The organism is Paraburkholderia sp., from assembly GCF_050742655.1.
GTDB lineage: Bacteria > Pseudomonadota > Gammaproteobacteria > Burkholderiales > Burkholderiaceae > Paraburkholderia.
In genome coordinates this window covers 63,280-84,721 of sequence record NZ_JBOIGG010000017.1, presented here as the reverse complement: position 1 = coordinate 84,721, position 21,442 = coordinate 63,280, and the positions used below count along the sequence as shown (strand labels likewise).

At 62.8% G+C, this 21,442-nt stretch carries 20 protein-coding genes, 1 tRNA gene and 1 pseudogene; 15 read left to right on the top strand and 7 right to left on the bottom strand.

Annotation, left to right across the window (positions count from 1 at the left end; translation table 11 throughout):
• Window positions 1-92: 92 nt before the first annotated feature.
• From ACREXZ_RS22680 to ACREXZ_RS22670, 3 genes are all read left to right on the top strand, one after another.
• Window positions 93-704, top strand: coding sequence for a glutathione S-transferase N-terminal domain-containing protein (locus tag ACREXZ_RS22680; protein WP_133651099.1), 612 nt, complete (start codon window positions 93-95; stop codon window positions 702-704).
• Between the two features lie 65 nt (window positions 705-769).
• Window positions 770-1,276: a ClpXP protease specificity-enhancing factor gene (locus tag ACREXZ_RS22675; RefSeq protein ID WP_431766360.1), complete on the top strand. Its 507-nt coding sequence runs from the start codon at window positions 770-772 to the stop codon at window positions 1,274-1,276.
• A gap of 19 nt (window positions 1,277-1,295) precedes the next feature.
• Window positions 1,296-1,371 (top strand) — tRNA-Thr (locus ACREXZ_RS22670).
• A 145-nt stretch (window positions 1,372-1,516) separates the two neighbouring features.
• On the opposite strand, the gene ACREXZ_RS22665 is transcribed toward ACREXZ_RS22670, so the two are convergent.
• On the bottom strand, window positions 1,517-2,029 hold the full coding sequence (locus tag ACREXZ_RS22665; RefSeq protein ID WP_431766359.1) for a hypothetical protein: 513 nt from the start codon (window positions 2,027-2,029) through the stop codon (window positions 1,517-1,519).
• On the opposite strand from ACREXZ_RS22665, the gene ACREXZ_RS22660 reads away from it, so the two are divergent.
• From ACREXZ_RS22660 to ACREXZ_RS22625, 8 genes and pseudogenes are all read left to right on the top strand, one after another.
• Window positions 2,030-2,710: a CsgG/HfaB family protein gene (locus ACREXZ_RS22660; protein ID WP_431766358.1), complete on the top strand. Its 681-nt coding sequence runs from the start codon at window positions 2,030-2,032 to the stop codon at window positions 2,708-2,710.
• Between the two features lie 55 nt (window positions 2,711-2,765).
• On the top strand, window positions 2,766-3,137 hold the full coding sequence (locus ACREXZ_RS22655) for a DUF4810 domain-containing protein (RefSeq protein WP_431766357.1): 372 nt from the start codon (window positions 2,766-2,768) through the stop codon (window positions 3,135-3,137).
• A gap of 9 nt (window positions 3,138-3,146) precedes the next feature.
• Window positions 3,147-3,821, top strand: a complete 675-nt coding sequence (locus ACREXZ_RS22650; protein ID WP_431766356.1) for a DUF799 domain-containing protein — start codon at window positions 3,147-3,149, stop codon at window positions 3,819-3,821.
• Between the two features lie 263 nt (window positions 3,822-4,084).
• Window positions 4,085-4,444: a DUF6277 family protein gene (locus tag ACREXZ_RS22645; protein ID WP_431766355.1), complete on the top strand. Its 360-nt coding sequence runs from the start codon at window positions 4,085-4,087 to the stop codon at window positions 4,442-4,444.
• A gap of 197 nt (window positions 4,445-4,641) precedes the next feature.
• Window positions 4,642-7,152, top strand: a pseudogene (locus ACREXZ_RS22640) (ESPR-type extended signal peptide-containing protein); the annotation flags it as partial.
• A gap of 66 nt (window positions 7,153-7,218) precedes the next feature.
• A complete protein-coding gene (locus ACREXZ_RS22635; RefSeq protein ID WP_431766445.1) occupies window positions 7,219-7,536 on the top strand; it encodes a YadA-like family protein in 318 nt (105 codons plus the stop codon).
• Between the two features lie 444 nt (window positions 7,537-7,980).
• Window positions 7,981-9,975 (top strand): S53 family peptidase, encoded by a 1,995-nt coding sequence (locus ACREXZ_RS22630; RefSeq protein WP_431766354.1) that lies wholly within the window; start codon window positions 7,981-7,983, stop codon window positions 9,973-9,975.
• 187 nt (window positions 9,976-10,162) lie between these two features.
• Window positions 10,163-11,290, top strand: a complete 1,128-nt coding sequence (locus ACREXZ_RS22625) for a methyltransferase (RefSeq protein WP_431766353.1) — start codon at window positions 10,163-10,165, stop codon at window positions 11,288-11,290.
• Here the strand turns inward: ACREXZ_RS22625 and ACREXZ_RS22620 are convergent.
• The 3 genes from ACREXZ_RS22620 to ACREXZ_RS22610 form a co-directional block, all read right to left on the bottom strand.
• The gene (locus ACREXZ_RS22620) at window positions 11,287-12,567 is read right to left on the bottom strand and encodes a TIGR03862 family flavoprotein (protein WP_431766352.1); all 1,281 of its coding nucleotides are present in this window, start codon (window positions 12,565-12,567) and stop codon (window positions 11,287-11,289) included. The two genes, ACREXZ_RS22625 and ACREXZ_RS22620, sit on opposite strands and share 4 nt — an antisense overlap.
• Window positions 12,568-12,760: 193 nt before the next feature.
• Complete coding sequence (locus tag ACREXZ_RS22615; protein WP_431766351.1) at window positions 12,761-14,044, bottom strand: MFS transporter; 1,284 nt, start codon at window positions 14,042-14,044, stop codon at window positions 12,761-12,763.
• A gap of 123 nt (window positions 14,045-14,167) precedes the next feature.
• Window positions 14,168-15,310 carry a mannitol dehydrogenase family protein gene (locus ACREXZ_RS22610; protein ID WP_431766350.1) on the bottom strand — a complete coding sequence of 381 codons (1,143 nt, stop codon included), beginning with the start codon at window positions 15,308-15,310 and terminating at the stop codon, window positions 14,168-14,170.
• Window positions 15,311-15,658: 348 nt separating this feature from the next.
• On the opposite strand from ACREXZ_RS22610, the gene ACREXZ_RS22605 reads away from it, so the two are divergent.
• Window positions 15,659-16,357, top strand: coding sequence for a FadR/GntR family transcriptional regulator (locus ACREXZ_RS22605; RefSeq protein WP_431766349.1), 699 nt, complete (start codon window positions 15,659-15,661; stop codon window positions 16,355-16,357).
• A 42-nt stretch (window positions 16,358-16,399) separates the two neighbouring features.
• Here ACREXZ_RS22605 and ACREXZ_RS22600 read toward each other — a convergent pair whose 3' ends face one another.
• Window positions 16,400-16,720, bottom strand: a complete 321-nt coding sequence (locus ACREXZ_RS22600) for a DNA-binding protein (RefSeq protein ID WP_431766348.1) — start codon at window positions 16,718-16,720, stop codon at window positions 16,400-16,402.
• Window positions 16,721-17,146: 426 nt separating this feature from the next.
• On the opposite strand from ACREXZ_RS22600, the gene ACREXZ_RS22595 reads away from it, so the two are divergent.
• On the top strand, window positions 17,147-17,977 hold the full coding sequence (locus tag ACREXZ_RS22595; protein ID WP_431766347.1) for a class I SAM-dependent methyltransferase: 831 nt from the start codon (window positions 17,147-17,149) through the stop codon (window positions 17,975-17,977).
• Window positions 17,978-17,986: 9 nt separating this feature from the next.
• Here ACREXZ_RS22595 and ACREXZ_RS22590 read toward each other — a convergent pair whose 3' ends face one another.
• Window positions 17,987-18,556 carry a DUF1415 domain-containing protein gene (locus ACREXZ_RS22590; protein ID WP_431766444.1) on the bottom strand — a complete coding sequence of 190 codons (570 nt, stop codon included), beginning with the start codon at window positions 18,554-18,556 and terminating at the stop codon, window positions 17,987-17,989.
• Complete coding sequence (locus ACREXZ_RS22585; protein ID WP_431766346.1) at window positions 18,556-19,200, bottom strand: TetR/AcrR family transcriptional regulator; 645 nt, start codon at window positions 19,198-19,200, stop codon at window positions 18,556-18,558. The genes ACREXZ_RS22590 and ACREXZ_RS22585 overlap by 1 nt, the downstream gene beginning before the upstream one ends.
• A gap of 174 nt (window positions 19,201-19,374) precedes the next feature.
• Between ACREXZ_RS22585 and ACREXZ_RS22580 the strand changes: the two genes are divergently transcribed.
• Window positions 19,375-20,658 (top strand): MFS transporter, encoded by a 1,284-nt coding sequence (locus tag ACREXZ_RS22580; RefSeq protein WP_431766345.1) that lies wholly within the window; start codon window positions 19,375-19,377, stop codon window positions 20,656-20,658.
• A 103-nt stretch (window positions 20,659-20,761) separates the two neighbouring features.
• Window positions 20,762-21,355 carry a nitroreductase family protein gene (locus ACREXZ_RS22575; RefSeq protein ID WP_431766344.1) on the top strand — a complete coding sequence of 198 codons (594 nt, stop codon included), beginning with the start codon at window positions 20,762-20,764 and terminating at the stop codon, window positions 21,353-21,355.
• The last annotated feature ends 87 nt before the right edge of the window (window positions 21,356-21,442 follow it).

Sequence of the window (21,442 nt, the reverse complement as noted above, 5' to 3'; positions counted from 1 at the left end):
CGCTCTGACGGGCGTGGGGCCGGCGCCAGGAAAAACCTGCAGGACGGTTTTTTCGCACGCTGGCCTTTCAGTTTTTTGAGGAAACGCAAATTATGATGGTTCTGTATTCCGGCACAACTTGCCCGTTCTCCCAGCGTTGCCGGCTGGTGCTGTTCGAAAAGGGCATGGACTTCGAGATTCGCGACGTCGACCTGTTCAACAAACCGGAAGACATCGCGGTGATGAATCCGTATGGTCAGGTGCCGATTCTCGTTGAACGGGATCTGATTCTGTACGAATCGAACATCATCAACGAGTACATCGACGAGCGCTTCCCGCATCCGCAGCTGATGCCCGCCGATCCGGTGCAACGCGCGCGCGCGCGGCTGTTCCTGCTGAACTTCGAGAAAGAGCTGTTCGTGCATGTCGGCACGCTCGAGAACGAGAAGGGCAAGGCCGCCGAGAAGAATCACGAGAAGGCGCGCGTCGCCATTCGCGATCGTCTGACGCAGCTCGCGCCGATCTTCCTGAAGAACAAGTACATGCTCGGCGAAGAGTTCTCGATGCTCGACGTCGCGATCGCACCGCTGCTGTGGCGTCTGGATCATTACGGTATAGAGCTGTCGAAGAACGCGGCGCCGCTGATGAAGTACGCCGAGCGTATTTTCAGCCGTCCGGCTTATATCGAAGCGCTGACGCCGTCGGAAAAGGTGATGCGCCGCTGAGCCGGCTTTGAGGACAGCGTATCGCGCAACGGTGCGTGATACGCCGCCCGGGAAGAGGATCGTTGATGCAAGAGATTTCCACCAAGCCGTATCTGCTTCGCGCGTTGTACGAGTGGTGCACGGACAACGGCTATACGCCGCACATCGCGGTGCGGGTCGACAACCAGACCCGTGTGCCGCGGCAGTTCGTGCGCGACAACGAGATCGTGCTGAACATCAGCTTCGAGGCGACGAGCCAGTTGCAGATGGGCAATGAATGGATCGAGTTCAGCGCGCGTTTCTCAGGCAAGTCGCACAAGATCGAGGTGCCGGTCGCGAACGTGCTGGCGATCTACGCGCGTGAGAACGGTCAGGGCATGGCGTTTCCCGTCGATTCGGCGGGCGGCGAGGCAGCCGATTCCGGTACCGACGAGCCACTGGAAGACAGCGCGGCGACGCCTGGCGACAGCGGTCTGCACGTTGCGGAAGCCAGTCACGATGCGCCCGCGGCCGCGGATGAAAACGACGATCCGCGTCCTGACGACGACGGTTCGAAGGGCAGTGGACGCGGTCACCTCAAGGTCGTGAAATGAAGTAAAATCACGGCCTCATGCCGGCTTAGCTCATCAGGTAGAGCGCTTGACTTGTAATCATGAGGTGGCGGGTTCGAGTCCTGCAGCCGGCACCAATTAAAAGACCCGGCGGCACATTGAGCAGAGTGAATTTTTCTGCGCGTCTGGCGTAAGCCGGCGCGACTGGAATAAATCCATACTGCTCACCGCCGCCGAGCTAGAAGCGCGCGAGCATAATCATGTTCCTCGCGCCGGGGCGCCTCAAAAGCGTCGATCTCTACAAAAAAGATAGCCGGAATGGCCGGCTTCGATGACGGTCATTCCCGGTTTTATCCGACAGGTCTTTCTGCGATTTCTCGCCAGATTATCTGTTCCAGCAACTCTCCCAAAAGTACTCTCCGCCGTCCACGTAGATTTCGTCGTGGCGCGTATCAAGTCACATCCATAACGTATCGCTTTTCGCGCAATGCGATTCACGTCGTATTGCGCGATATCGGCATTTGATAATCCTTGACCCTCGAGGTTCAGGACGATCGGTACGTTATGGGTATCACCCTCTTTTCGATCGGCACAAAAGTTCACAACAGCACCTGGCGGCGCGTGTAAAACAGGCTGCATTCGCAAAAAACCACAGGCGCTTCGATCGGCTACATCGCGGTCGGCCTTCATGCCACGAGGCAAATTTTTGACGGGCTGCGGGATCGCCGACGTCGGTGTCCATCGACGTCGGCGATCCCGCAATCGCTTTCTTTGCAACTTAACGAGGAGATCCATTTGAAAACACAGAAGAGTCGTCGCGCGTTAATCGTAGCGACGGCGGTTGCGGCTGCATTGAGCGGTTGCGCGACCGAATCGTCGCAGTCGTTGCCCGTGCCCGTCATCAGCAGCGCGCAAACACCGTTTACGGGCAAGCCGACTGAAATCGCAGTCGGCAAGTTCGATAACCGTTCGAGCTATATGCGCGGCATTTTTTCGGATGGCATCGACCGCCTTGGCGGCCAGGCCAAGACGATTCTGATCACCAGCCTACAGCAGAGCCGACGTTTCAACGTGCTCGATCGCGACAATCTGGAAGAGATCAAACAGGAAGCGGGGTTTCTGAAAAAAGCCCAGGCCGTGAAGGGCGCGAATTTCGTCGTGACGGGGGACGTCACCGAGTTTGGGCGTAAAGAAGTAGGCGACCAGGAACTGTTCGGCATTCTCGGGCGCGCGAAACAGCAGGTGGCGTATGCGAAGGTCAGCCTCAATATCGTCAACACGACGACTTCCGAAGTCGTGCTGTCGGCCCAGGGCGCGGGTGAATACAGACTGTCGAACCGCGAAGTCATCGGCTTCGGTGGAACCGCGAGCTACGACTCCACGCTCAACGGCAAGGTGCTCGATCTCGCGATCCAGGAAGCCGTCAATCATCTCGTCCAGCAGGTCGACGCAGGCGCGCTTGGCGTAGCCAGATAAGGTAGTCAAATAAAGCGATCGGACACGCCCATTCATCCGCTAAAAAGCAAATCATATGAAGACCAGGATTTCAATGAAAGGCGTCGGGCTGCCGCTCGTCGCCACGGGGATTTTATTGACGGGTTGCGCGGCAAACAATTCGACGCCGCTGCTGTATCAATGGGATGGCTACCAGCCGCAGGTCTACGAATACTTCGAGGCGCAAACGGGGCCGCAGGAACAGATCGACGCGCTCGAGAAAGCGCTGCAACAGATCCGTGCGAAGGGCAACCGGCCGCCGCCGGGATTCCATGCGCACCTCGGCATGTTGTACGCGAGTGTCGGGAAGGATCAGCAATCTGTGCAGGAATTCGAGGCTGAAAAGCAGTCGTTCCCGGAATCGTCGACCTATATGGACTTCCTGTTGAAGAAGTCCAAATCACAATAAGAGGCCGCCATGTTCAAACACATGTCATTGAAGCTTCTATCCGCAGTCTCCGTGCTGACGCTGCTTGCCGCATGTGCGCATCCCGTTCAGCGTCCCGATTACACCGCGTTCAGGAAGAGCCAGCCGCGCTCCATTCTGGTGTTGCCGCCGGTGAATGAAACGTCGGACGTGAAAGCGACCTTCGGTCTGCTGTCGCAGGTAACAGAGCCGCTGGCCGAGTCGGGTTACTACGTGATTCCCGTTGCACCGATGGAAGAGACGTTCAAATTTAACGGCCTCACTGCAGCGACGGATATTCAGGCGGTTGCGCCCGCGAAGCTACGCGATATCTTCGGTGCCGACGCTGCGCTCTACACCAAGGTGACCCAGTACGGTTCGGTGTACAAGGTGATCGACAGTACGACGGTCGTTAGCGCATCGGCAAAACTCGTCGACCTGAGAACGGGCGACGTGCTCTGGCAGGGCCTGGCCACTGCAACCGGCAAGGAACTGGGCGGCAACGTCAACGTCAACGCGTTCGGATTGATCGGCCTGCTGGCGCAGGTGGCGGCCAAACAGATCGCGCACACGCTGTCCGATGACAGTGTTGCAGTCGCCGGGCTAACGAGTCAGCGGTTGTTGTCCGCGGGGCCACCGAGCGGTTTGTTGTACGGCCCGCATTCGCCGAAATTCGGCACTGATTGATTGGACCGATGGTGGTATCGAGAAGACCGCGGGCAGCGATGCCCGCGGTCTTTTTTTGACTGATGGATACCGTGGCGGCGGACGCCGATGGAGCAGAACGCGGCGCGCTCGGCAACATTCGAATCGCGTGGCAGGCGTCGACCAGTCCATCGCGGATAGGGTTCGGGCTGCGTCAGTCGCTTGCATGTCAACGGTGGTGTCGCAGCATCGACGATCCGTGCATATGCGTCACCTTTCCTTTGTCCTGGTCATAGGAGTTTCGAATGATCGATCTCAATGAGATTCTCGCTGCATGCATGGTCGCGCATCGATGCGGAGAAGACGTGAGTGCGGCGATGGCCGCACCTTTCATGAGCGCGGTGGCGAGCATGTCGATTGCGCCGTCGTTCAACGCGAGCAATGTCATCGGCGGCATGCAGGACGTGATTAGCCAGATGCTGCATCACATGACGCATCTCAGATCGACGATCGATCAACAGGTCCTTGCGCATCAGAACAAACAACGCAGGCAGAAGCCGTACGATTTTCAGTCGGACATGTCCGATCTGCGTCTGACCGACGCGCAGGAGTTTTCGAACGAACTCGCGTCGGAGTTTTTAGCGCCGTTCATGAACCGGAAGTGATCTTTGAAGAGTGCCCGCCAGTGGATTTCGACGAGGAGAGAAACAATTGTTCATGAATGGCTTCGGCGACCTTGGAATAATTTCGATTCCTTCCGAAATTCTCCTCGTACACCACGTCGCGCACTTAGCCTGAGTTTTGATACCTTGTTCCGCTTCATGGATCAGACGCAGAAGGCGATGATTTTTGAAGAACAAACATGAACAGGACCTATAGATCGATCTGGAGTGAAGCGCTGGGTGCGTGGGTTGCCGTATCGGAGCTCTTCTCTGCACGGGGCAAACCAGCGAGGTCGACGCTGGGGTTCGCGGCTCCGCGTTTGCCGGCGCTTACCCGGATCGCTATAGCCGCCGTTATGGCGATAGGGGGACCGTCTGAAAATGCATGGGCGCAGGCCACGGGGGTAGGGGGGCTCCAATTGTGCAATCAGGCGGGCACTAGTGGATGGGGAATAGGATCAAATGGAACCAGCAATGCTGGCACAATCGGTTCCTGTAGCTACTCGTTTCTCCTCACCAACAACAGCACCGGTAACGCCGGGTTAAGTGGTGGTCCTGGTGCGGCGTATGTTGGTTCGAGCGGAGCTGGGGCCTTGTTCCTTGTGGGGAATGGTGGCATCAGTATTAGTGGCGGGACTACTGGCGTCAGTATTACCAGCACTGTTTTGCTCCACAATAACCAGATCAATAACCTTGCGAACGGCACCGCCTCTGGCGACGCCGTCAATTTTGGACAGTTAACCAGTCTCTCCACGTCGACTTCGACCGGTGTGGATTCGTTGTCCACATCGACCTCGACGGGCATCAGCAGCTTGTCGACTGGTCTGAGCACGACCGGCAGCAGCGTCGGCAGTCTGTCGAGTTCGGCGTCGACGGGCATCGCGTCACTGTCCACGTCGACCTCGACCGGTATCGGTTCACTTTCGACGGGGCTGAGTACGACCGGCAGCGGCGTTGTCAGCCTGTCGACTTCGGCGTCGACGGGGATCAGTTCACTGTCGACCGGTTTGAGCACGACCGGTAGCAGCGTCGGTAGTCTGTCGACTTCAACCTCGACGGGCATTGGTTCACTGTCGACAGGCCTGAGTACAACGAACAGCAACGTCACTTCGCTTTCGACCGGTTTGAGCACGACCGGCAGCAGCGTCGGTAGTCTGTCGACTTCGGCATCGACTGGAATCAGTTCACTGTCGACGGGTTTGAGTACGACGGGTAGCAGCGTCGGTAGTCTGTCGACTTCAGCGTCGACGGGTATCAGTTCACTTTCGACGGGTTTGAGTACGACGGGTAGCAGTGTCGGCAGTCTGTCGACTTCGGCATCGACTGGAATCAGTTCACTGTCGACGGGTTTGAGTACGACCGGCAGCAGTGTCGGCAGTCTGTCGACTTCAGCATCGACAGGGATCAGTTCACTGTCGACGGGTTTGAGTACGACCGGCAGCAGTGTCGGCAGTCTGTCGACTTCAGCGTCGACGGGCATTAGTTCACTGTCGACAGGCCTGAGTACAACGAACAGCAACGTCACCTCACTGTCGACGGGGCTGAGTACGACTGGTAGCAGTGTCGGTAGTCTGTCGACTTCGGCATCGACAGGAATCAGTTCGCTGTCGACGGGGCTGAGCACGACCAGTAGCAGCGTCGGCAGTCTGTCGACTTCAGCGTCGACGGGCATCACTTCACTGTCGACAGGCCTGAGTACAACGAACAGCAACGTCACTTCGCTTTCGACAGGGTTGAGTACGACCAGTAGCAGCGTCGGCAGTCTGTCGACCTCGGCATCGACGGGGATCGGTTCGCTGTCGACCGGCCTGAGCACGACGAACAGCAACATTGGCTCGCTGTCGACGGGGGTCGCCAACTCGGTCCAGTACGACAACGCGGATCACTCGAAAGTTACCTTGGGCGGCCTCGACTCGCAAAAGCCCGTCGCACTCGCGAATGTCGCCGGTGGCATAAAGCCGACCGATGCCGTGAACGTGTCCCAACTGTCGTCGCTATCCACGTCGACATCAACGGGCATCAGTTCGCTTTCCGCGGGTCTGAGCACGACCAATAGCAATGTCGGTTCGCTGTCGACCGGCTTGAGCACGACCAACGGCAATGTGACGAGCCTGTCCAGTTCCACTTCGACCGGCATAGGCAGTCTGTCGACGGGCATCGGCAATCTCTCGACCAGCCTGAGCACGACGAACAGTAACGTCGCGAGCCTCTCCACCTCCGCATCGACCGGCATCAGCTCGCTGTCGACCGGTTTGAGCACGACCAGCAGTAACGTCGGTTCACTCTCCACCTCCACATCGACCGGCATCAGTTCGCTGTCGACCGGTTTGAGCACGACCAGCAGTAACGTCGGTTCACTCTCCACCTCCGCATCGACCGGCATCAGTTCGCTGTCGACCGGTATCAGCACCACACAGCAATCGCTGACATCATTGTCGACCGCTGTCGCACAGGGCAGCGGGAAACTGGGATCTGCAACTGGAACAGGCTCTAGTGCGCTAGGTGAAGATTCGAGCGCATCCGGCGTCAACGGCACGGCGTTGGGCCAGGGTTCGCACGCGTCCGGCGAAAATAGTACGGCGACTGGCCAGGGTTCGACGGCTACAGGTAAAGGCAGCACCGCCGTCGGTCAGAATGCATCGGCTTCCGGCAACGGCAGCACCGCAATCGGCAACAATTCGTCCGCGACCGCCGCGAACTCGGTCGCACTGGGAGCCGGTTCGGTAGCGGATCAACCGAATACCGTTTCGGTGGGCACACCCGGCAACGAGCGTCGCATGACCAATCTCGCGCCGGGTGTGAATCCGACCGATGCCGTCAACGTGGGGCAATTGAATTCCGTCCGGAACGAGCTGGGTTCAGTGTCACGCCGGGCCTACTCCGGTATTGCCGCTGCGACGGCCTTGTCGATGATTCCGGAAGTCGATCAGGGAAAGCGTCTGTCGATTGGTATCGGCACCGGAAATTACCAGGGGTACTCGGCGGTAGCAATCGGATTCTCTGCGCGCATTACCGAAAATCTCAAAGTGAAGGGCGGCGTTAGTACCAGCGGTGCCGGTAGCGTGTATGGAGCCGGGATGGGATATCAGTTCTAGCTTTCTACTCCCCACCGATCTGATGACGCAAAAGCGGCCGCGCGCGATTGCGCGGCTGCACTCGTTTCTGCACGCCACACATGGCGCGTGCACGGTCATCCCATCTTCACTTTTCCTCATCGACGTTTCCGCCTCGTACGCATCGCTGCGGAGGCATGACGACGCACACCTCTGTCCGAAGCAATTCACGCCGTCGACCCACATCGCATGAGCACCACCCGATAGCGCAAAGCCTTCGCGCAATCGTCAAAAACAGCCTGAGAAAAGTTCAGGATTGCTGGCTTGTAAAGCAACCTGGCTCACCTATTATTCGGCTCACGAAAAAATTACGAATCTCTTATTAAATGTCGATGAGCAACGCATACGTTGTGTTGCGCGTCGCGTTTCGTTAGCCCGGCACTACCGTGCCGGCCAGGTGGCCGCTTGATCCTACGAGGAAGCATCATGCCAACGCAAACATCGTCGCGCATTGCTCAGGTTCTTTGCACGACACGTCGTTTGTCCATTCTGTCATTCATCGGTTTATCGTCGACCGGCTTGCTGGTCTCCGCTGCTCACGCTCAAGCGAGTTCATCGGACTGGGTATCGACGCGCACGCACGCGTTCGATCTTCCCGCCGCGACTGCTGCAGCATCGGGCGCACAGGCCACGACCCATGCCGCATCCGGTGCAAGTGCGAACGCGGAACTCGGCGCGAACGAATCCGTTCATGTCGTCGTCACGCTGAAGCTGCGCGATCAGAAGGGACTCGACTCGTTCATCGATCAGGTCAACCGGCCGGGCAGTCCGAACTACCGACAGTACCTGACGCCCGATCAGATTCTGTCGACCTATGCGCCAACCGAGGCGCAAGCGAATGCCGTCGTCCAATATCTGACGCGCGCCGGCTTCACGAACGTGCACGTTGCGAAGAATCGTATGCTGGTGAGCGCCGATGGCACCGCCGCGACGGTGAAGGCGGCGTTCAACACGAGCCTGCGCCGTTTTTCTCAAGCGGGTCGGCCGGTCTACGCGAATGCAAGCGACGCACAGGTGCCGGCCGCGCTCGGCGATATCGTCGACTCCGTGCAGGGTCTGCAGAACGCGGTCACCGCCCATACGAACTACGTGATCAACGAACCGGGAGCGAGCGCGAGCACGCAGGCATCCGTGTCCGCGCGGACCGCGGCCGCAGCGACGCCGGTGCTGACCGGACACAATCCGGTCGAGTTCTCGAATCTCTATGCAGCCGGCTCGACGCCCACTGCATCCGCGACGACGGTCGGCATCATTTCCGAAGGCGATCTGACGCAGACGCTGTCCGATCTGCGGACCTTCACGACGAACAACGGCCTCGCCGCCGTGTCCACCAAAGTCGTGCAGACCGGTGCGCCCGGCAGCGACTACAGCGATACGGACGGTACCGTCGAATGGAATCTGGATAGCCAGTCGATCGTCGGCGCGGCCGGCGGCGCCGTGAAGCAGCTGGTGTTCTACGACGCACCGTCGATGTCGCTCGGCGACATCACGGATGCGTACAACCAGGCCGTGTCCGACAACGTCGCGAAGGTGATCAACGTGTCGCTTGGTGTCTGCGAAGCGAGTGCGCATCAGCAAGGCTCGCAGTCCGCCGACGACTCGATCTTCAAGATCGCGATGGCGCAAGGGCAGACTTTCTCCGTATCGGCCGGCGATCACGGGGTGTACGAATGCCAGGGCGGCTATCCGCCGTCGAACCTGCGCACCTACAGCGTCAGCGAACCGGCGACTTCGCCGTATGTGATCTCGGTCGGCGGCACCGCGCTCTACACGACGAACGGCAAGTACGATCACGAGACGACCTGGAACTCAGGACTCGACCAGTACGGCAGTCTGTGGGCGACCGGCGGTGGCGTCAGCAAGTATGAGGCGGCGCCGTCCTGGCAGTCGTCGGTGACGAACAACCAGGCGCGCGTAGTGCCGGACATCGGCTTCGATGCGGACAATCGCAGCGGTGCGATTCTGGTCTACAAAGGACAGACCAGCGGCACGCTGAAGGCAGGGCAGCCGAATCAGGTTGGCGGCACGAGTCTGGCAGCGCCGATCTTCTCCGGCATCTGGGCGCGCGTGCAGTCGGCGAACAACAACGCGCTGGCGTTTCCCGCAGCGAGCATCTATAGCGACGTGAGTGCGAATCCTGCGCTGGTTCATCCCGTGGTATCGGGTAACAACGGTGTCGTACGGAGCGGCGTCACGTATGGCTACAGCGCAGGCCCGGGCTTCGACTTCGTCACGGGCTGGGGCAGCTTCGACATCGCGCAACTGAACGCCGCGTTCAGTTCGTCGCCGACGCTGGCATCCGGTGGCAGCAAGAGCGGTAGTGGCAGCGCCGCGCAGCAGGATGGCACCGATCTGTTCGGTCTGCTCGCAGGCCTGTTCGGCGGATGGCTGCAGATCTTTTCCGCGCACGATGGCACCTGACCGGTAGCAGAAGAAGTCCCGATGCGGGTGCCGCTCCGGCGAGGAGCGGCACCCGCTTTCGTGTGGAACGTTCGATGGCTGCGGCGCGCGCCGTACTACAATTCGAACCCTGCACCCGCTGATGCGCGCACGCCCGACACCGCGCCGCACGCATCGCAGCCGTCGCCCTCCATCCTCCTCGCCACTCATGACCACACCCTACCCCACGCTGACCTGGCCTGCCGCAGACGGTCCCGAAACCGCTCGCTGGCGTTCGGAGGCCGGCGTGCCGCCGCCGAAACGCGTCGTGACCGCCGACGATCGCACGACCGCCGACACCGCATTCCGCCTCGCGAGCGAAGGCACCGCATTGCTGTGGACCGGCGACTATCAGAACGCACGCCAGCTGCTGCAGGCGATCACGCGACGCATCGAACGCAAGCCGCGCAAAGCGCCGGCCGATCCGAAAGACGCGTTCAACCTGCACCGGCAGGCGCAATCGCAACGCGCGCGCACGCTCGGCATGCTGCTGATTCCGCTCACCGGCGACTATGCAATTCCGCTGCGGCGTGCGCCGGAAGTCGCGCAGGCCTGCGAGGAAGTGTGGGGCGCACCGACCGGCGAAGCGTCGGTCGTGTCGTTGCGCGAGTTGCTGGGACTGGTCGGTGCGCACGAGTGGCGCAAGAAGGGCATCGAGGTCGCGGTGCTCGGCGACCGCATTCATCCGTACTACGGCGTGTTCTCGCCGGTGCGCGGCGAATACCTCGATCTGGTCGCGCGCGCGCCGCTGCCTTCGCTTGACCTCGCATTCGACATCGGCACGGGCACCGGTGTGCTCGCGGCCTTGCTCGCGAAGCGGGGCGTGAAGCGCGTCGTCGCCACCGATCAGGATCCGCGCGCGCTCGCGTGTGCGCGGGAAAATCTCGAACGACTCGGCTATAGCCGGCAGGTGCAGGTGGTCGAGGCCGATCTGTTTCCGCCGGGCCGCGCGCCGCTCATCGTCTGCAATCCGCCGTGGGTGCCGGCGCGGCCCGCGTCGCCCGTCGAGCATGCGGTGTTCGATCCGGACAGTCGCATGCTGCTCGGTTTTCTCGACGGTCTCGCCGCGCATCTCGAGCCGGGCGGCGAAGGCTGGCTGATCTTGTCGGACTTCGCCGAACATCTCGGGCTGCGCACGCGTGCCGCGCTGCTCGAGGCGATCGCCGCGGCGGGGCTCGAGGAGATTTCGCGCGACCTCATCCGTCCGCGCCATCCGAAGTCGAAGGATGCGACCGATCCGCTGCATGCAGCACGATCCGCCGAGATCACGTTCCTGTGGCGGTTGAAGGCGCGCTAACTGCGCGCGAGATTACGCGCAAGATATGCGGCCGCGCCTTCGCCGGCGGTACGGCCGGTCGCGAAGCATGCGGTGAGCAGATAGCCGCCCGTCGGCGCCTCCCAGTCGAGCATCTCGCCCGCGCAGAATGCGCCGGGCACGCTGCGGATCATCAGGTCGGCGTCGAGTGCCTCGAACGGCACGCCGCCCGCGCTGCTGATCGCTTCTTCGATCGGTCGCGCGGCGGTCAGCCGCAGCGGCAGCGCCTTGATCGCGCGTGCGAGTTGCGCCGTGTCGGTGAACGCTTCTTTCGACAGACACTCGCGCAGCAGCCCGAACTTCGCGCCGGCGATGCCGACGCGCCCCTGCAGATGCGTCGACAGCGAACGCGAACCCCGCGGCCGACCGACTTCCTGCTCGACCCGCGCAACGGTCAAGCCAGGCGCGAGATCCAGATGGACGGTGACCTCGCCGTCGGCCAGCAGCCGCTCGCGGATCGGTGAGGACAGCGCGTAAATTAAACTCCCCTCAACGCCGGTCGCCGTCAAAATGAACTCACCTTTTCGATAATGGACTTTTTTGTCCATATCGGTGACGGTGAGCGCGACGGATTTGAGCGGTTGCCCGGCGAAGCGCTCTCGGAAATAGTCGCTCCACGGCGCGTCGAATCCGCAGTTGGCCGGCTGCAGCGGCGCAACCGGGACGCTGTGCGCGGTGACGAGCGGTACCCACGATGCGTCCGAGCCGAGCCGCGGCCAGCTCGCGCCGCCGGTTGCGAGCACGAGCGCGTCGGCTGTGACGTGCCGTTCGCCGTCGGGTGTCGTAAAGCGCAGCGTGTGACGATCCGCGCCGTCCTCCATGAAGGTTTCCCAGCCGGTCCAGCGATGCCGCATGTGGAAGCGTACGCCGCTTTCCTTCAGGCGATGGAGCCACGCGCGCAGCATCGGCGCGGCTTTCATGTCGGTGGGGAAGACGCGTCCCGAACTGCCGACAAATGTTTCGACGCCGAGCGCGCGCAGCCAGTCGCGCAGCGCATCGGGGCCGAAGCCGTCGAGCAGCGGCGCGATCTGTGCGCGGCGCACACCATAGCGCTCGACGAACTGTTCGAGCGGTTCCGAATGCGTGATGTTCATCCCGCCTTTGCCGGCCATCAGGAATTTGCGTCCGGCCGAAGGCATCGCGTCATAGACGTCGACGGTGACGCCGCGGCGGCTCAGCGCTTCGGCGGCCATCAGCCCGGCGGGGCCCGCGCCGATCACGGCGGCGGAAACGGAAAGCGGTGTGCTGATCGATGACATCGGGAAACGGAGCAGACGGCGAGGGCGGTGACACGGCGCCACGGCGAGCTTGGTAGCCCCGCGCCGGGACGTGCGAGGCCGCCATTGTCCCATCGGTGCGCCGGAGCGGCAAACGGGCTACCCGCGCGTGGACTCAGATTCAGGTAATCGCACCCACCTGCCACTGCACGAATTCGTTCTGCCTCTGACTGCGTTACACCGGTGAGCGCGCCGCCTTCGTCTCGTCGTTCTGCCCGGGGTGCGCCGGCAGCGGTTCGATCCGCCCGACGACGAAGAGGTAACTGAACGCACCGAGAAAACAGAAGCCGCCCGCGACGACCAGCGGAATCGTGAACGAGCCTTTCGTCATCGCGACCATCAGGCCGGTGAACGTCGTGATGACGATGCCCGCGAGGTTCGATGCGAAGTTCTGGATGCCGCCGATCGATGCGACGTGCCGCGGCGTCGGCGCGACGTCGGCGGGCAGCGACCAGATGCTGGCGGCGGCGAATGCGAGACTGCCGTACGCGATGCCGAAGAACGCGAGCATCAGGTACACGTCCGACGTGAACGCCGACAACGTGATCACCGACGACATCAGCATGCCGCCGACCATGCACGTCTTGCGCGAAGCGGTGAGGCTCCAGCCGCGCCGGTAGAGCGCGTCGGACACATAGCCGCCGAGCCAGCCGCCGGGGATCGAGATCAGCGCAGGCACCATGCCGAGCGTGCCGAGCGACTTCAGCGAAAAGCCGCGCGTCTGCACCAGATAGCTCGGAAACCACGTGATGAAGAAATAGATCACGAAGTTCAGGCAGAAGAAGCCGAGCATCATCCCCCACATCGTCCGGTGGCGGAACAGCGAGGCCCACGACGCGTCGCCGGCGTGGCGCACATGCGGCTCGGGCACGACGTCGCGTTCGCCGGTCATGTCGCCATGCGCGGGGCTGCGGTAGATCGCCAGCCAGCCGACGATCCATACCGCGCCGAGCAGCCCGGTCACGACGAAGGATGCCTTCCAGCCGAGCGTGCCGATGATCAACGCGACGACCGGAATCGACAGCGCCGAGCCGACCCGCGAGCCGCTGTCGAAGATGCTGGTCGCAAGCGCGCGCTGCGCGGGCTTGAACCACTGGCTGACGAGCTTCGCGCACGACGGATACGCGCCCGCTTCGCCGATGCCGAGCATCAGCCGGCAGCCGAACATCGACATCACGCTCGACGCACCCGCGGTCGCCGCCGTGAATACCGACCACCAGCCCACCGCGAGCGGCAGCGCGACCCGCGCGCCGACGCGGTCGACGAACCAGCCGAACGGCATCTGCATCAGCGCGTAGGTCCAGAAGAAGCCGCTCAGCACGAGGCCCATCTCAGCGGGTCCGATGCCGAGCGCCTTCTCGATCTGCGGGGCCGCGACCGCAAGGTTTGCGCGATCGATATAGTTCACCGCGATCGCGAGGAAGCAGAACAGGATCACCACCCAGCGCATTTTCCGCATGACAACGTCTCCTCCAGTGTCGGCATCCGTCTTGTGAATGCTGTGGTCCGCTGCGATGCCGGGCAGGCGGGCCGTTTGTTTCGTGCGTCCCGCTCTAGCGGCGGAACTGCGTGTACTGCCCGATCAAGCCGCGACCGGCTCGCGTGCGAGCGCCGCCCGCAGTCGCGGTTGCGCGAGATCGAGCTTCAGTTCGTGCGCGAGATCGAGCACCGGCTGGAAACGCCGCTGCTTCTTCTGCGCATGATTGCGTGCGATGTCCGCGAGCCGGTGATCGAGAAACGGATTCTCGAAACGCTCGCGCACCTCGTCGAGATAGCCGCGCGCATCGTCGCCTTTGCCGAGTGCATCGAAGACCGGCAACACCTCGTCGCGCCACAGCGCTTCGAGATCGGCGCGCAGCGCGGGGTCGTGCATCGCGTGCAGCGTGTTTTCGTCGGCTGGACGCGCGTCGGCCTGCCAGCGTTCTGCGAGGTACGTGTGGCCGAGATTGAGCAACAACAGCTTCAGGCGCTCGTAGTGCGGCAGGTCGTCGGTGACTATCATCGCTTCGTGTTCGCACGGCAACACCATCCCGGGTTGCCGTTCGATTGCCCACAGCGCGTACGGCTCGGCGACCGCGCCGATCGGCAGGATCGGCTCCGACACGATGCGGTCAACCAGCGAGTTCACCCAGATGCACGTGTGCTCGATATAGCGGACGAACGCGTCGTCCGCGTGCCAGTCGCGCGCAATACCCGCCACCAGCGCGCGCAGCGTGTCGCCGTTGTTGGTGATCAGCTCGCACGGCAGCAGCGTGAGCGGCGCGGCGCCCGCTTCGAAGCGCGCGTGCAGCAGCACGACGAGCTTCGCGGCGAAACCGTGCGGCACGGTGTGCGCAGCGTGGGGTTCATGCAGCAGCGCGGCAGTGTCGTCGGGGAAGCACGCGAAGCCGCTGTCGCTGGTGTTCGACAGCACGACGCGCGCATCGTGTGCGAAGCGCTCGCGCACGAGCGGCCAGTCGACGCTCGCGTCGAGCGCTTCGTCGATCGCATCGCATTCGACGGTCTCGTCGATGTCCGCGTTGTCGAGACGGCCGCGGATCCGCACCGGATAGTGCGGCGCTTCGCGCAACGCGTCGATGCGCGCGCGGCTGTCGGGGTTCGACGTCGTCTGCACGACCGTGACGCGGCCGAGCGCGCGGCCCATCGCGAGCGCCTGCGCGATGAAGAAATCGGCGTGTGCCTGCAGGAAGCGGCTCGTGCCGAACTGGAGGATCGGGTTGTTCATCGGTTTCATCGTGTTCATCGAAGCGGATGGCGGGAGCGTGGTGTCGCGGGGCTCGCAGGCCGACGCGCACGCGCAGACAATGAGGCGAAACGAAAGCGCGTTTGACCGGCAGGGTTCATCGCGAGGTCGCAGGAGAGTGGGGCGGTGGGGCCGACGGTCGCGGATCGAAACCGACATAACCCGCTGCCAATTCGATCTATTTCGGCCTGACCAGTTGCCGATGATAGAAGTCGTTTGTTAATCTGGTCAAGCCAGTTTCGGTGCTGCCGCGAGTGGGGCGGCACGCCGTTTCGCACCTCGCCCGTCCCGATCGTTCGTATTTTTCCCCGCCTGTTGTCTGGAGGCGCTGTGCCCGCCAAACCTGTCGAAACGCGCCGTCTCTACCTGCAGATCGCCGACAAGCTGCGCGACCTGATCGAGCAGCAAGGCTTCGCGCCGAGCGGACGCCTGCTGTCCGAACGCGAACTCGCGCAGACGCTCGGCGTGTCGCGGCCGTCGGTGCGCGAAGCGCTGGTGGCGCTGGAACTGGAGGGACGCGTGGAGATCCGGATGGGCTCGGGCGTGTACGTGACCGAAACGTCGCGCGCGGTCACGACGCCCGATCCGGAGAAGCTCGGTGAAAGTCCGCGCGAAAACATGGAAGCACGCGCGGTGATCGAAGGAGCGATCGCGGCCACGGTCGCGCCGTTTTCGCGGCCGAAGGCACTGAAGGCGCTACGCGCGCTGTTCGAGCGGATGGCGCAGGAAGTCGCGGCGGGGCAGGTGCCGATTGCGGCGGACCGGCAGTTTCACCTGGCGATCGCGCAGATGACGGGCAACGACGTGCTGGTCCGCACGGTCGCGGACCTGTTCGACGAGCGGCATCGTCCGCTGTCGTCGAAGCTGCGCGTGCATTTCGAAGGCGAGGATACCTGGGTGGCCGCGCTCGACGAGCATCGCGCAATTCTCGAAGCGCTCGAGGCACGCGATGCCGTGCAGGCGCACGCGGCGATGCAGCGGCACCTCAAGCTGTCGTACGAACGGTTGATGACGCGCCAAGGCCGGTAACCCCGCCGGCTGGTGGCACGAAGGCTGGAGCAGCCAGGCCGCTCAACCCGGATAAGCCTCGTCGACCTTGAGTCCGGCCAGCTTGAAAATGACCCGCAGCGTTTGCGGCTTGATGTCGCGGCGCGACGCGAGCGTCGTCATCACGAAGTCGAGCACTTTCGCGTATTTGAGCAGCGTCAGGCAGGTTTCGAGATCGACGCTGCCGTCGCGCATCGCTTCGGCGAGCTGAAGCATCTCGGCCGAAATGTCGCGTGCCATTTCGAGTTCGAGCTGCTGTTTTTCCGTCCACGCCGGCGTCGCCGTCAGCTTCGCAAGCAGCTCCTGGAACTTCTGCTCGGCGCTTCCGTTGGGTATTGCATCCATTGCCGCCTCTTCATCGTCTGAGCGCGCTTTCTGTAGAGATCGCGGCGCGCTGCAGGTTACGTAACGTTCGTGCCCGTGTTCCGGCCCGACCTCCCCACACGCCCGGCGGTCCGCCGTTTCGAAAACGACGGCCGCCGGCTTTCCTTGTTGTTCTACCGGCCCCGACAGGCGGGCTGGCTTACGGCATCGTGACGCGGCGTTGACCCCGCGCCGCATACGGCCTTATCGGAGCACGAAGTATTCCAGGTAAGTGTTCCAGGCAAGTGAGCCATCAGTACGCCGTAAGTGAGTTTCAAGTGCGTCGCGCAGCCGTCCGGGCGGTCGATCCGCATCGGGTAGCCGCGCTTTGGGTAAACTGGCAGCAACTTTTCTCTTTTTCCGTCGCCTGTCGCACGTTCGCGATGCAATGGGCGGCGGTTTCATTCGATGTCCGGCAAAACCCACGAAATCCGACCCAACCAGTCCGTCGAGTTGCTGAAGGAGCTGCATATCCTCACGCGCGACGGCAAGATGAACCAGGACAGCCGCCGCAAGCTGAAGCAGGTGTATCACCTGTTTCAGTTCATCGAGCCGCTGCTGACCGAGTTGAAGGCCGCGCAGCCCGCGATCACGCTGGTCGATCACGGCGCCGGCAAGTCGTACCTCGGCTTCATCCTGTACGACCTGTTCTTCAAGGAGCAGCACGACGCGTCGCGGATCTACGGGATCGAAACGCGCGAAGAACTGGTGACGAAGTCCGAGGAACTGGCGGCGCGGCTCGGGTTCGGCGGGATGTCGTTCCTCAATCTGTCGGTCGCGGATTCGATCGTCTCCGACCGCCTGCCGCCGACCGTCGACATCGTCACCGCGCTGCACGCGTGCGACACCGCCACCGACGACGCGATCCGCTTCGCGTTACGCAAACAGGCGAAGTACATCGTCGTGGTGCCGTGCTGCCAGGCGGAAGTGGCGGGCGTGCTGCGGCGGAACAAGAACCGCTCTCTCGGTCATGCGCTGACGGAGATCTGGCGTCATCCGCTGCATACGCGCGAGTTCGGCAGCCAGATCACCAACGTGCTGCGCTGTCTGCAGCTCGAGGCGCATGGCTATCAGGTCAATGTGACCGAACTGGTCGGCTGGGAGCACTCGATGAAAAACGAGCTGATCGTCGCGCAGTACAAGGACTTGCCGCGCGGTCGTCCGACGCAACGGCTCACGGAAGTGATGGAGACACTCGGTATCGCCGAGCTGCAGGAAAGGTTCTTCGTCGCGGCTTGACGGGCTGTTTTAAGAACCGTCTGCGGGCGCGTTCATCCACTCGGCCCAGCCCGCGTGGCCGAGACGCCGCAGCGTGTCCATGTTGCGTCCGTAGATGTCGGCGGCATCGGGAAAGGCATCGACCGCGCGCTCGATGCTCGCCTCGCGCAGCAGATGCAGGATTGGCCACGGTGCGCGGTTCGTGTAGTTTTCGATGTCGTCGGGTTCGCTGTCCTCGAACCGATACCGCGGATGAAAGCTCGCGATCTGCAGCTCGCCTTCGAGGCGCAGCTGCTTCAGCAGACGATCGGCGAAGAACAGGCAATCGTTGTAGTCGGCGAAATCGGCGAGCGTATGCGGCACGATCAGCAGCGTCGTGTCGATCGCAGCCGGGTCGGCGTCGGCAAGCGCACGCAGTTCCGTTTCAAGATCGGTCAGCACGCCTTCCATGTCGACCGCTTCGCTGATCGCGTAGCGGATCTGCTCCTTCACGTACACAGCCTTCGCGAATGGGCACAGGTTCAGGCCGATCACTGCGCGCGTCAGCCAGTGGCGCGTCGTAGCGAGGATCGTTTCGCGCGCGGCGTCGTCGAGCGGCATCACGGCTGCTCCGGCGCGGTCTGCACACACGCTGCGGCGACCAGCTGCGCGGCGACGCGTGCGGTCACGGCAACCGGTCCGCTAGTGGGGCCGTAGGTCTGGCTCGCCGCGTAGATGCCTTCGATCAGCAATGCCAGTGCATTGGCGAGTGCCACCGGATCGTCCGCGCCGGCCGCGGTCGCGAGCTCCGTGAGCCGTGCCATCAGCTTCGTCTTGTTGCGCGACACGCACAGCCGCGCCGGATGTGCGGGGTCCGGAAATTCGGCCGATACGTTGACGAACGGGCAGCCCCGATAATCGGGCACCGACGCGCGCGCCGTGAGGTCTTCGAAATACTGCGCGATCTGCTTCACGGGCTCGCCGGGATGCTTCGCGACGCTCTGTTCGAAGCGATGGAAAAAGCCCTCGTCCGAGCGCTCCAGATACGCGACCACCAGATCGTCCTTCGACGAGAACTGCCGGTACAGACTCATCTTGTTGACGCCCGCGAGCTCGACCACTGCGTCGACGCCGACGGCCCGCACGCCTTCGCGATAGAAGAGCTCGGCGGCGGCGTCCAGCAGATGCGACTGCGCTTCATGTCCGGCCATCTGCGCGCGAGGGCGACGGCCGGCTGGTAGTTTGGCGCTTGCGTTGGCATTCATGGCACATCACCTTCGGGGTTATTGCATCGATGGCTTGACATGTTACCGACCGGTAACTAAGATCGCAACTCTGTTTGTGACAGATCAGTCACAAGTCCTTTACCGGATCGGTAACAATCAGGCAGGCAACGTGAATCGGCGCTGTCCACAGCAGGCGGGCCGACGGGAGAACCGATGAACTGGGCAGCAAGAAGAATCGGCGCACGCTTTCACTATGGCTGGCTCGCGGTGGCCGTCGTGTTCCTGGTATTGCTCGCGGCCGCCGGGACGCGCGCGACGCCAAGCGTGATGATGGTGCCGCTCGAGCATCAATTCGGCTGGAGCCGCGCGACGATCTCGCTCGCGATCTCCGTGAACATTGCGCTGTACGGGCTGATGGGACCGTTCGCCGCCGCGGCGATGCAGCGCTTCGGCGTGCGGCCCACCGTACTCATCGCGCTGTCGACGATGGCGGCCGGCGTCGCACTGTCGTCGCTGATGACGCACCCGTGGCAGATGATCCTGATCTGGGGCGTGATGGTCGGCGGAGCGACGGGCGTCGCGGCGCTGTCGCTGTCGGCGACGATCGTGAACCGCTGGTTCACCACGCACCGCGGCCTCGTGATGGGTATCCTCACCGCGAGTTCGGCCACCGGCCAGCTGGTGTTCCTGCCGCTGCTCGCCGCGGTGGCGGAGCATCAGGGCTGGCGTCAGGTGGTGTGGATCGTCGCGGGTGCGGCCGCGGTCGTGTTGCCGCTCGTCGCGTTCCTGCTGCCCGAGCGTCCTGCCGACGTGATGCTGCGCCCGTTCGGCGAGCCGCCCGGCGCACCACTCGCGACCGCCGTGCAGACGAAGAATCCGCTGCAGATCGCGTTCGGCACGCTCGCATCGGTGAGTCGCACGCGCGACTTCTGGCTGCTGTTCTTCAGCTTCTTCATCTGCGGCGCGAGTACCAACGGCTACATCGGCACGCATCTGATCGCGATGTGCGGCGACTACGGGCTGAGCGAAGTGCAGGGCGCGTCGCTGCTCGCCGCGATGGGCATCTTCGATCTGTTCGGCACGACGTTGTCGGGCTGGCTGTCGGACCGCTTCAACAGCCGCGTGCTGCTGTTCTGGTACTACGGTCTGCGTGGGCTGTCGCTGATGTATTTGCCGCACGCGTTCGGCATCGACTTCTACGGCCTGCCGATCTTCGCGATTTTCTACGGTCTCGACTGGATCGCCACCGTGCCGCCGACCGTGCGTCTCGCCACCGACGTTTATGGCAAGGACGCCGCACCAGTCGTGTTCGGCTGGGTCGTCGCGGGACATCAGCTGGGTGCCGCGTTCGCCGCGCTCGGTGCCGGCATGCTGCGCGCGAGCCTCGGTACGTACACGGTCGCGTCGATGATCTCGGGCGGACTGTGCCTCGTGGCATCGGTGCTGGTGTTGCGGATCAACCGGCGCGAGCGGCCAGTTGCCGCGCAGCCGGTTTGACGGCTGCATCGACGCACACGGCGGAGCGCGTTTCGTGAAGCCCGGGTTATGCTATGAGCCCCGGGCGTTCGCCCGTCGACGCAACCTCGACTGAGAGAAACGCATGACCACCAAACCCGCAGCGACCGACGTTTCCATTCACGATCTGCTCGCCGGCCGCTGGAGCCCAAGAGCCTTCTCGAATGAGCCGGTGACTCGCGAGCAACTGCATTCGATTCTCGAGGCGGCCCGCTGGGCGCCGTCTTCGTATAATGCGCAGCCGTGGCGTTTCGTCGTATTCGACCGCAACACCGATGAAGCCGCGTACAAGCGCGCGTTCGCGACGCTCGTGCCGTTCAACCAGGGCTGGAATGGTCCGGTGCCGGTGCTGATCGCCGTCACGGCGCAGTCGTTGACGAGCAAGGGTGAAGTCAATCGCTGCGCGCCGTACGACGCGGGTGCAGCGGCGCTGGCGCTGGTGCTGCAGGCGCATGCGCTCGGTCTTGCCACGCATCAGATGAGCGGGATCGACGTGAGCGCGTTCCGTAAAGAATTCGCCATTCCGGACGACGTCGAAGTGATCGCGATGATCGCGGTCGGCCACTATGGCGATCCGGCGAAGCTCGATGCGGCGCTGCGCGATCGCGAGCGGGCGGCGCGCACGCGTGTGCCGCTCGGCGATATCGCGTTTGCCGGTGCGTGGAAGAAGGCGTTCTGACGCGACAGTTTTTTGTTGTCGGTGTGTGATGGATCAGAAAACGCGCGGCGTGTGCCGCGCGTTTTTTTATGGTCGCGGCGTTGGGGA

Coding starts and splice junctions, on each gene's coding strand:
- ACREXZ_RS22680 (WP_133651099.1), top strand. CDS start 93: ATGATGGTTCTGTATTCCGGCACAACTTGCCCGTTCTCCCAGCGTTGC.
- ACREXZ_RS22675 (WP_431766360.1), top strand. CDS start 770: ATGCAAGAGATTTCCACCAAGCCGTATCTGCTTCGCGCGTTGTACGAG.
- ACREXZ_RS22665 (WP_431766359.1), bottom strand. CDS start 2,029: ATGGATCTCCTCGTTAAGTTGCAAAGAAAGCGATTGCGGGATCGCCGA.
- ACREXZ_RS22655 (WP_431766357.1), top strand. CDS start 2,766: ATGAAGACCAGGATTTCAATGAAAGGCGTCGGGCTGCCGCTCGTCGCC.
- ACREXZ_RS22650 (WP_431766356.1), top strand. CDS start 3,147: ATGTTCAAACACATGTCATTGAAGCTTCTATCCGCAGTCTCCGTGCTG.
- ACREXZ_RS22645 (WP_431766355.1), top strand. CDS start 4,085: ATGATCGATCTCAATGAGATTCTCGCTGCATGCATGGTCGCGCATCGA.
- ACREXZ_RS22635 (WP_431766445.1), top strand. CDS start 7,219: ATGACCAATCTCGCGCCGGGTGTGAATCCGACCGATGCCGTCAACGTG.
- ACREXZ_RS22630 (WP_431766354.1), top strand. CDS start 7,981: ATGCCAACGCAAACATCGTCGCGCATTGCTCAGGTTCTTTGCACGACA.
- ACREXZ_RS22625 (WP_431766353.1), top strand. CDS start 10,163: ATGACCACACCCTACCCCACGCTGACCTGGCCTGCCGCAGACGGTCCC.
- ACREXZ_RS22620 (WP_431766352.1), bottom strand. CDS start 12,567: ATGTCATCGATCAGCACACCGCTTTCCGTTTCCGCCGCCGTGATCGGC.
- ACREXZ_RS22615 (WP_431766351.1), bottom strand. CDS start 14,044: ATGCGGAAAATGCGCTGGGTGGTGATCCTGTTCTGCTTCCTCGCGATC.
- ACREXZ_RS22610 (WP_431766350.1), bottom strand. CDS start 15,310: ATGAACAACCCGATCCTCCAGTTCGGCACGAGCCGCTTCCTGCAGGCA.
- ACREXZ_RS22600 (WP_431766348.1), bottom strand. CDS start 16,720: ATGGATGCAATACCCAACGGAAGCGCCGAGCAGAAGTTCCAGGAGCTG.
- ACREXZ_RS22595 (WP_431766347.1), top strand. CDS start 17,147: ATGTCCGGCAAAACCCACGAAATCCGACCCAACCAGTCCGTCGAGTTG.
- ACREXZ_RS22590 (WP_431766444.1), bottom strand. CDS start 18,556: ATGCCGCTCGACGACGCCGCGCGCGAAACGATCCTCGCTACGACGCGC.
- ACREXZ_RS22585 (WP_431766346.1), bottom strand. CDS start 19,200: ATGAATGCCAACGCAAGCGCCAAACTACCAGCCGGCCGTCGCCCTCGC.
- ACREXZ_RS22580 (WP_431766345.1), top strand. CDS start 19,375: ATGAACTGGGCAGCAAGAAGAATCGGCGCACGCTTTCACTATGGCTGG.
- ACREXZ_RS22575 (WP_431766344.1), top strand. CDS start 20,762: ATGACCACCAAACCCGCAGCGACCGACGTTTCCATTCACGATCTGCTC.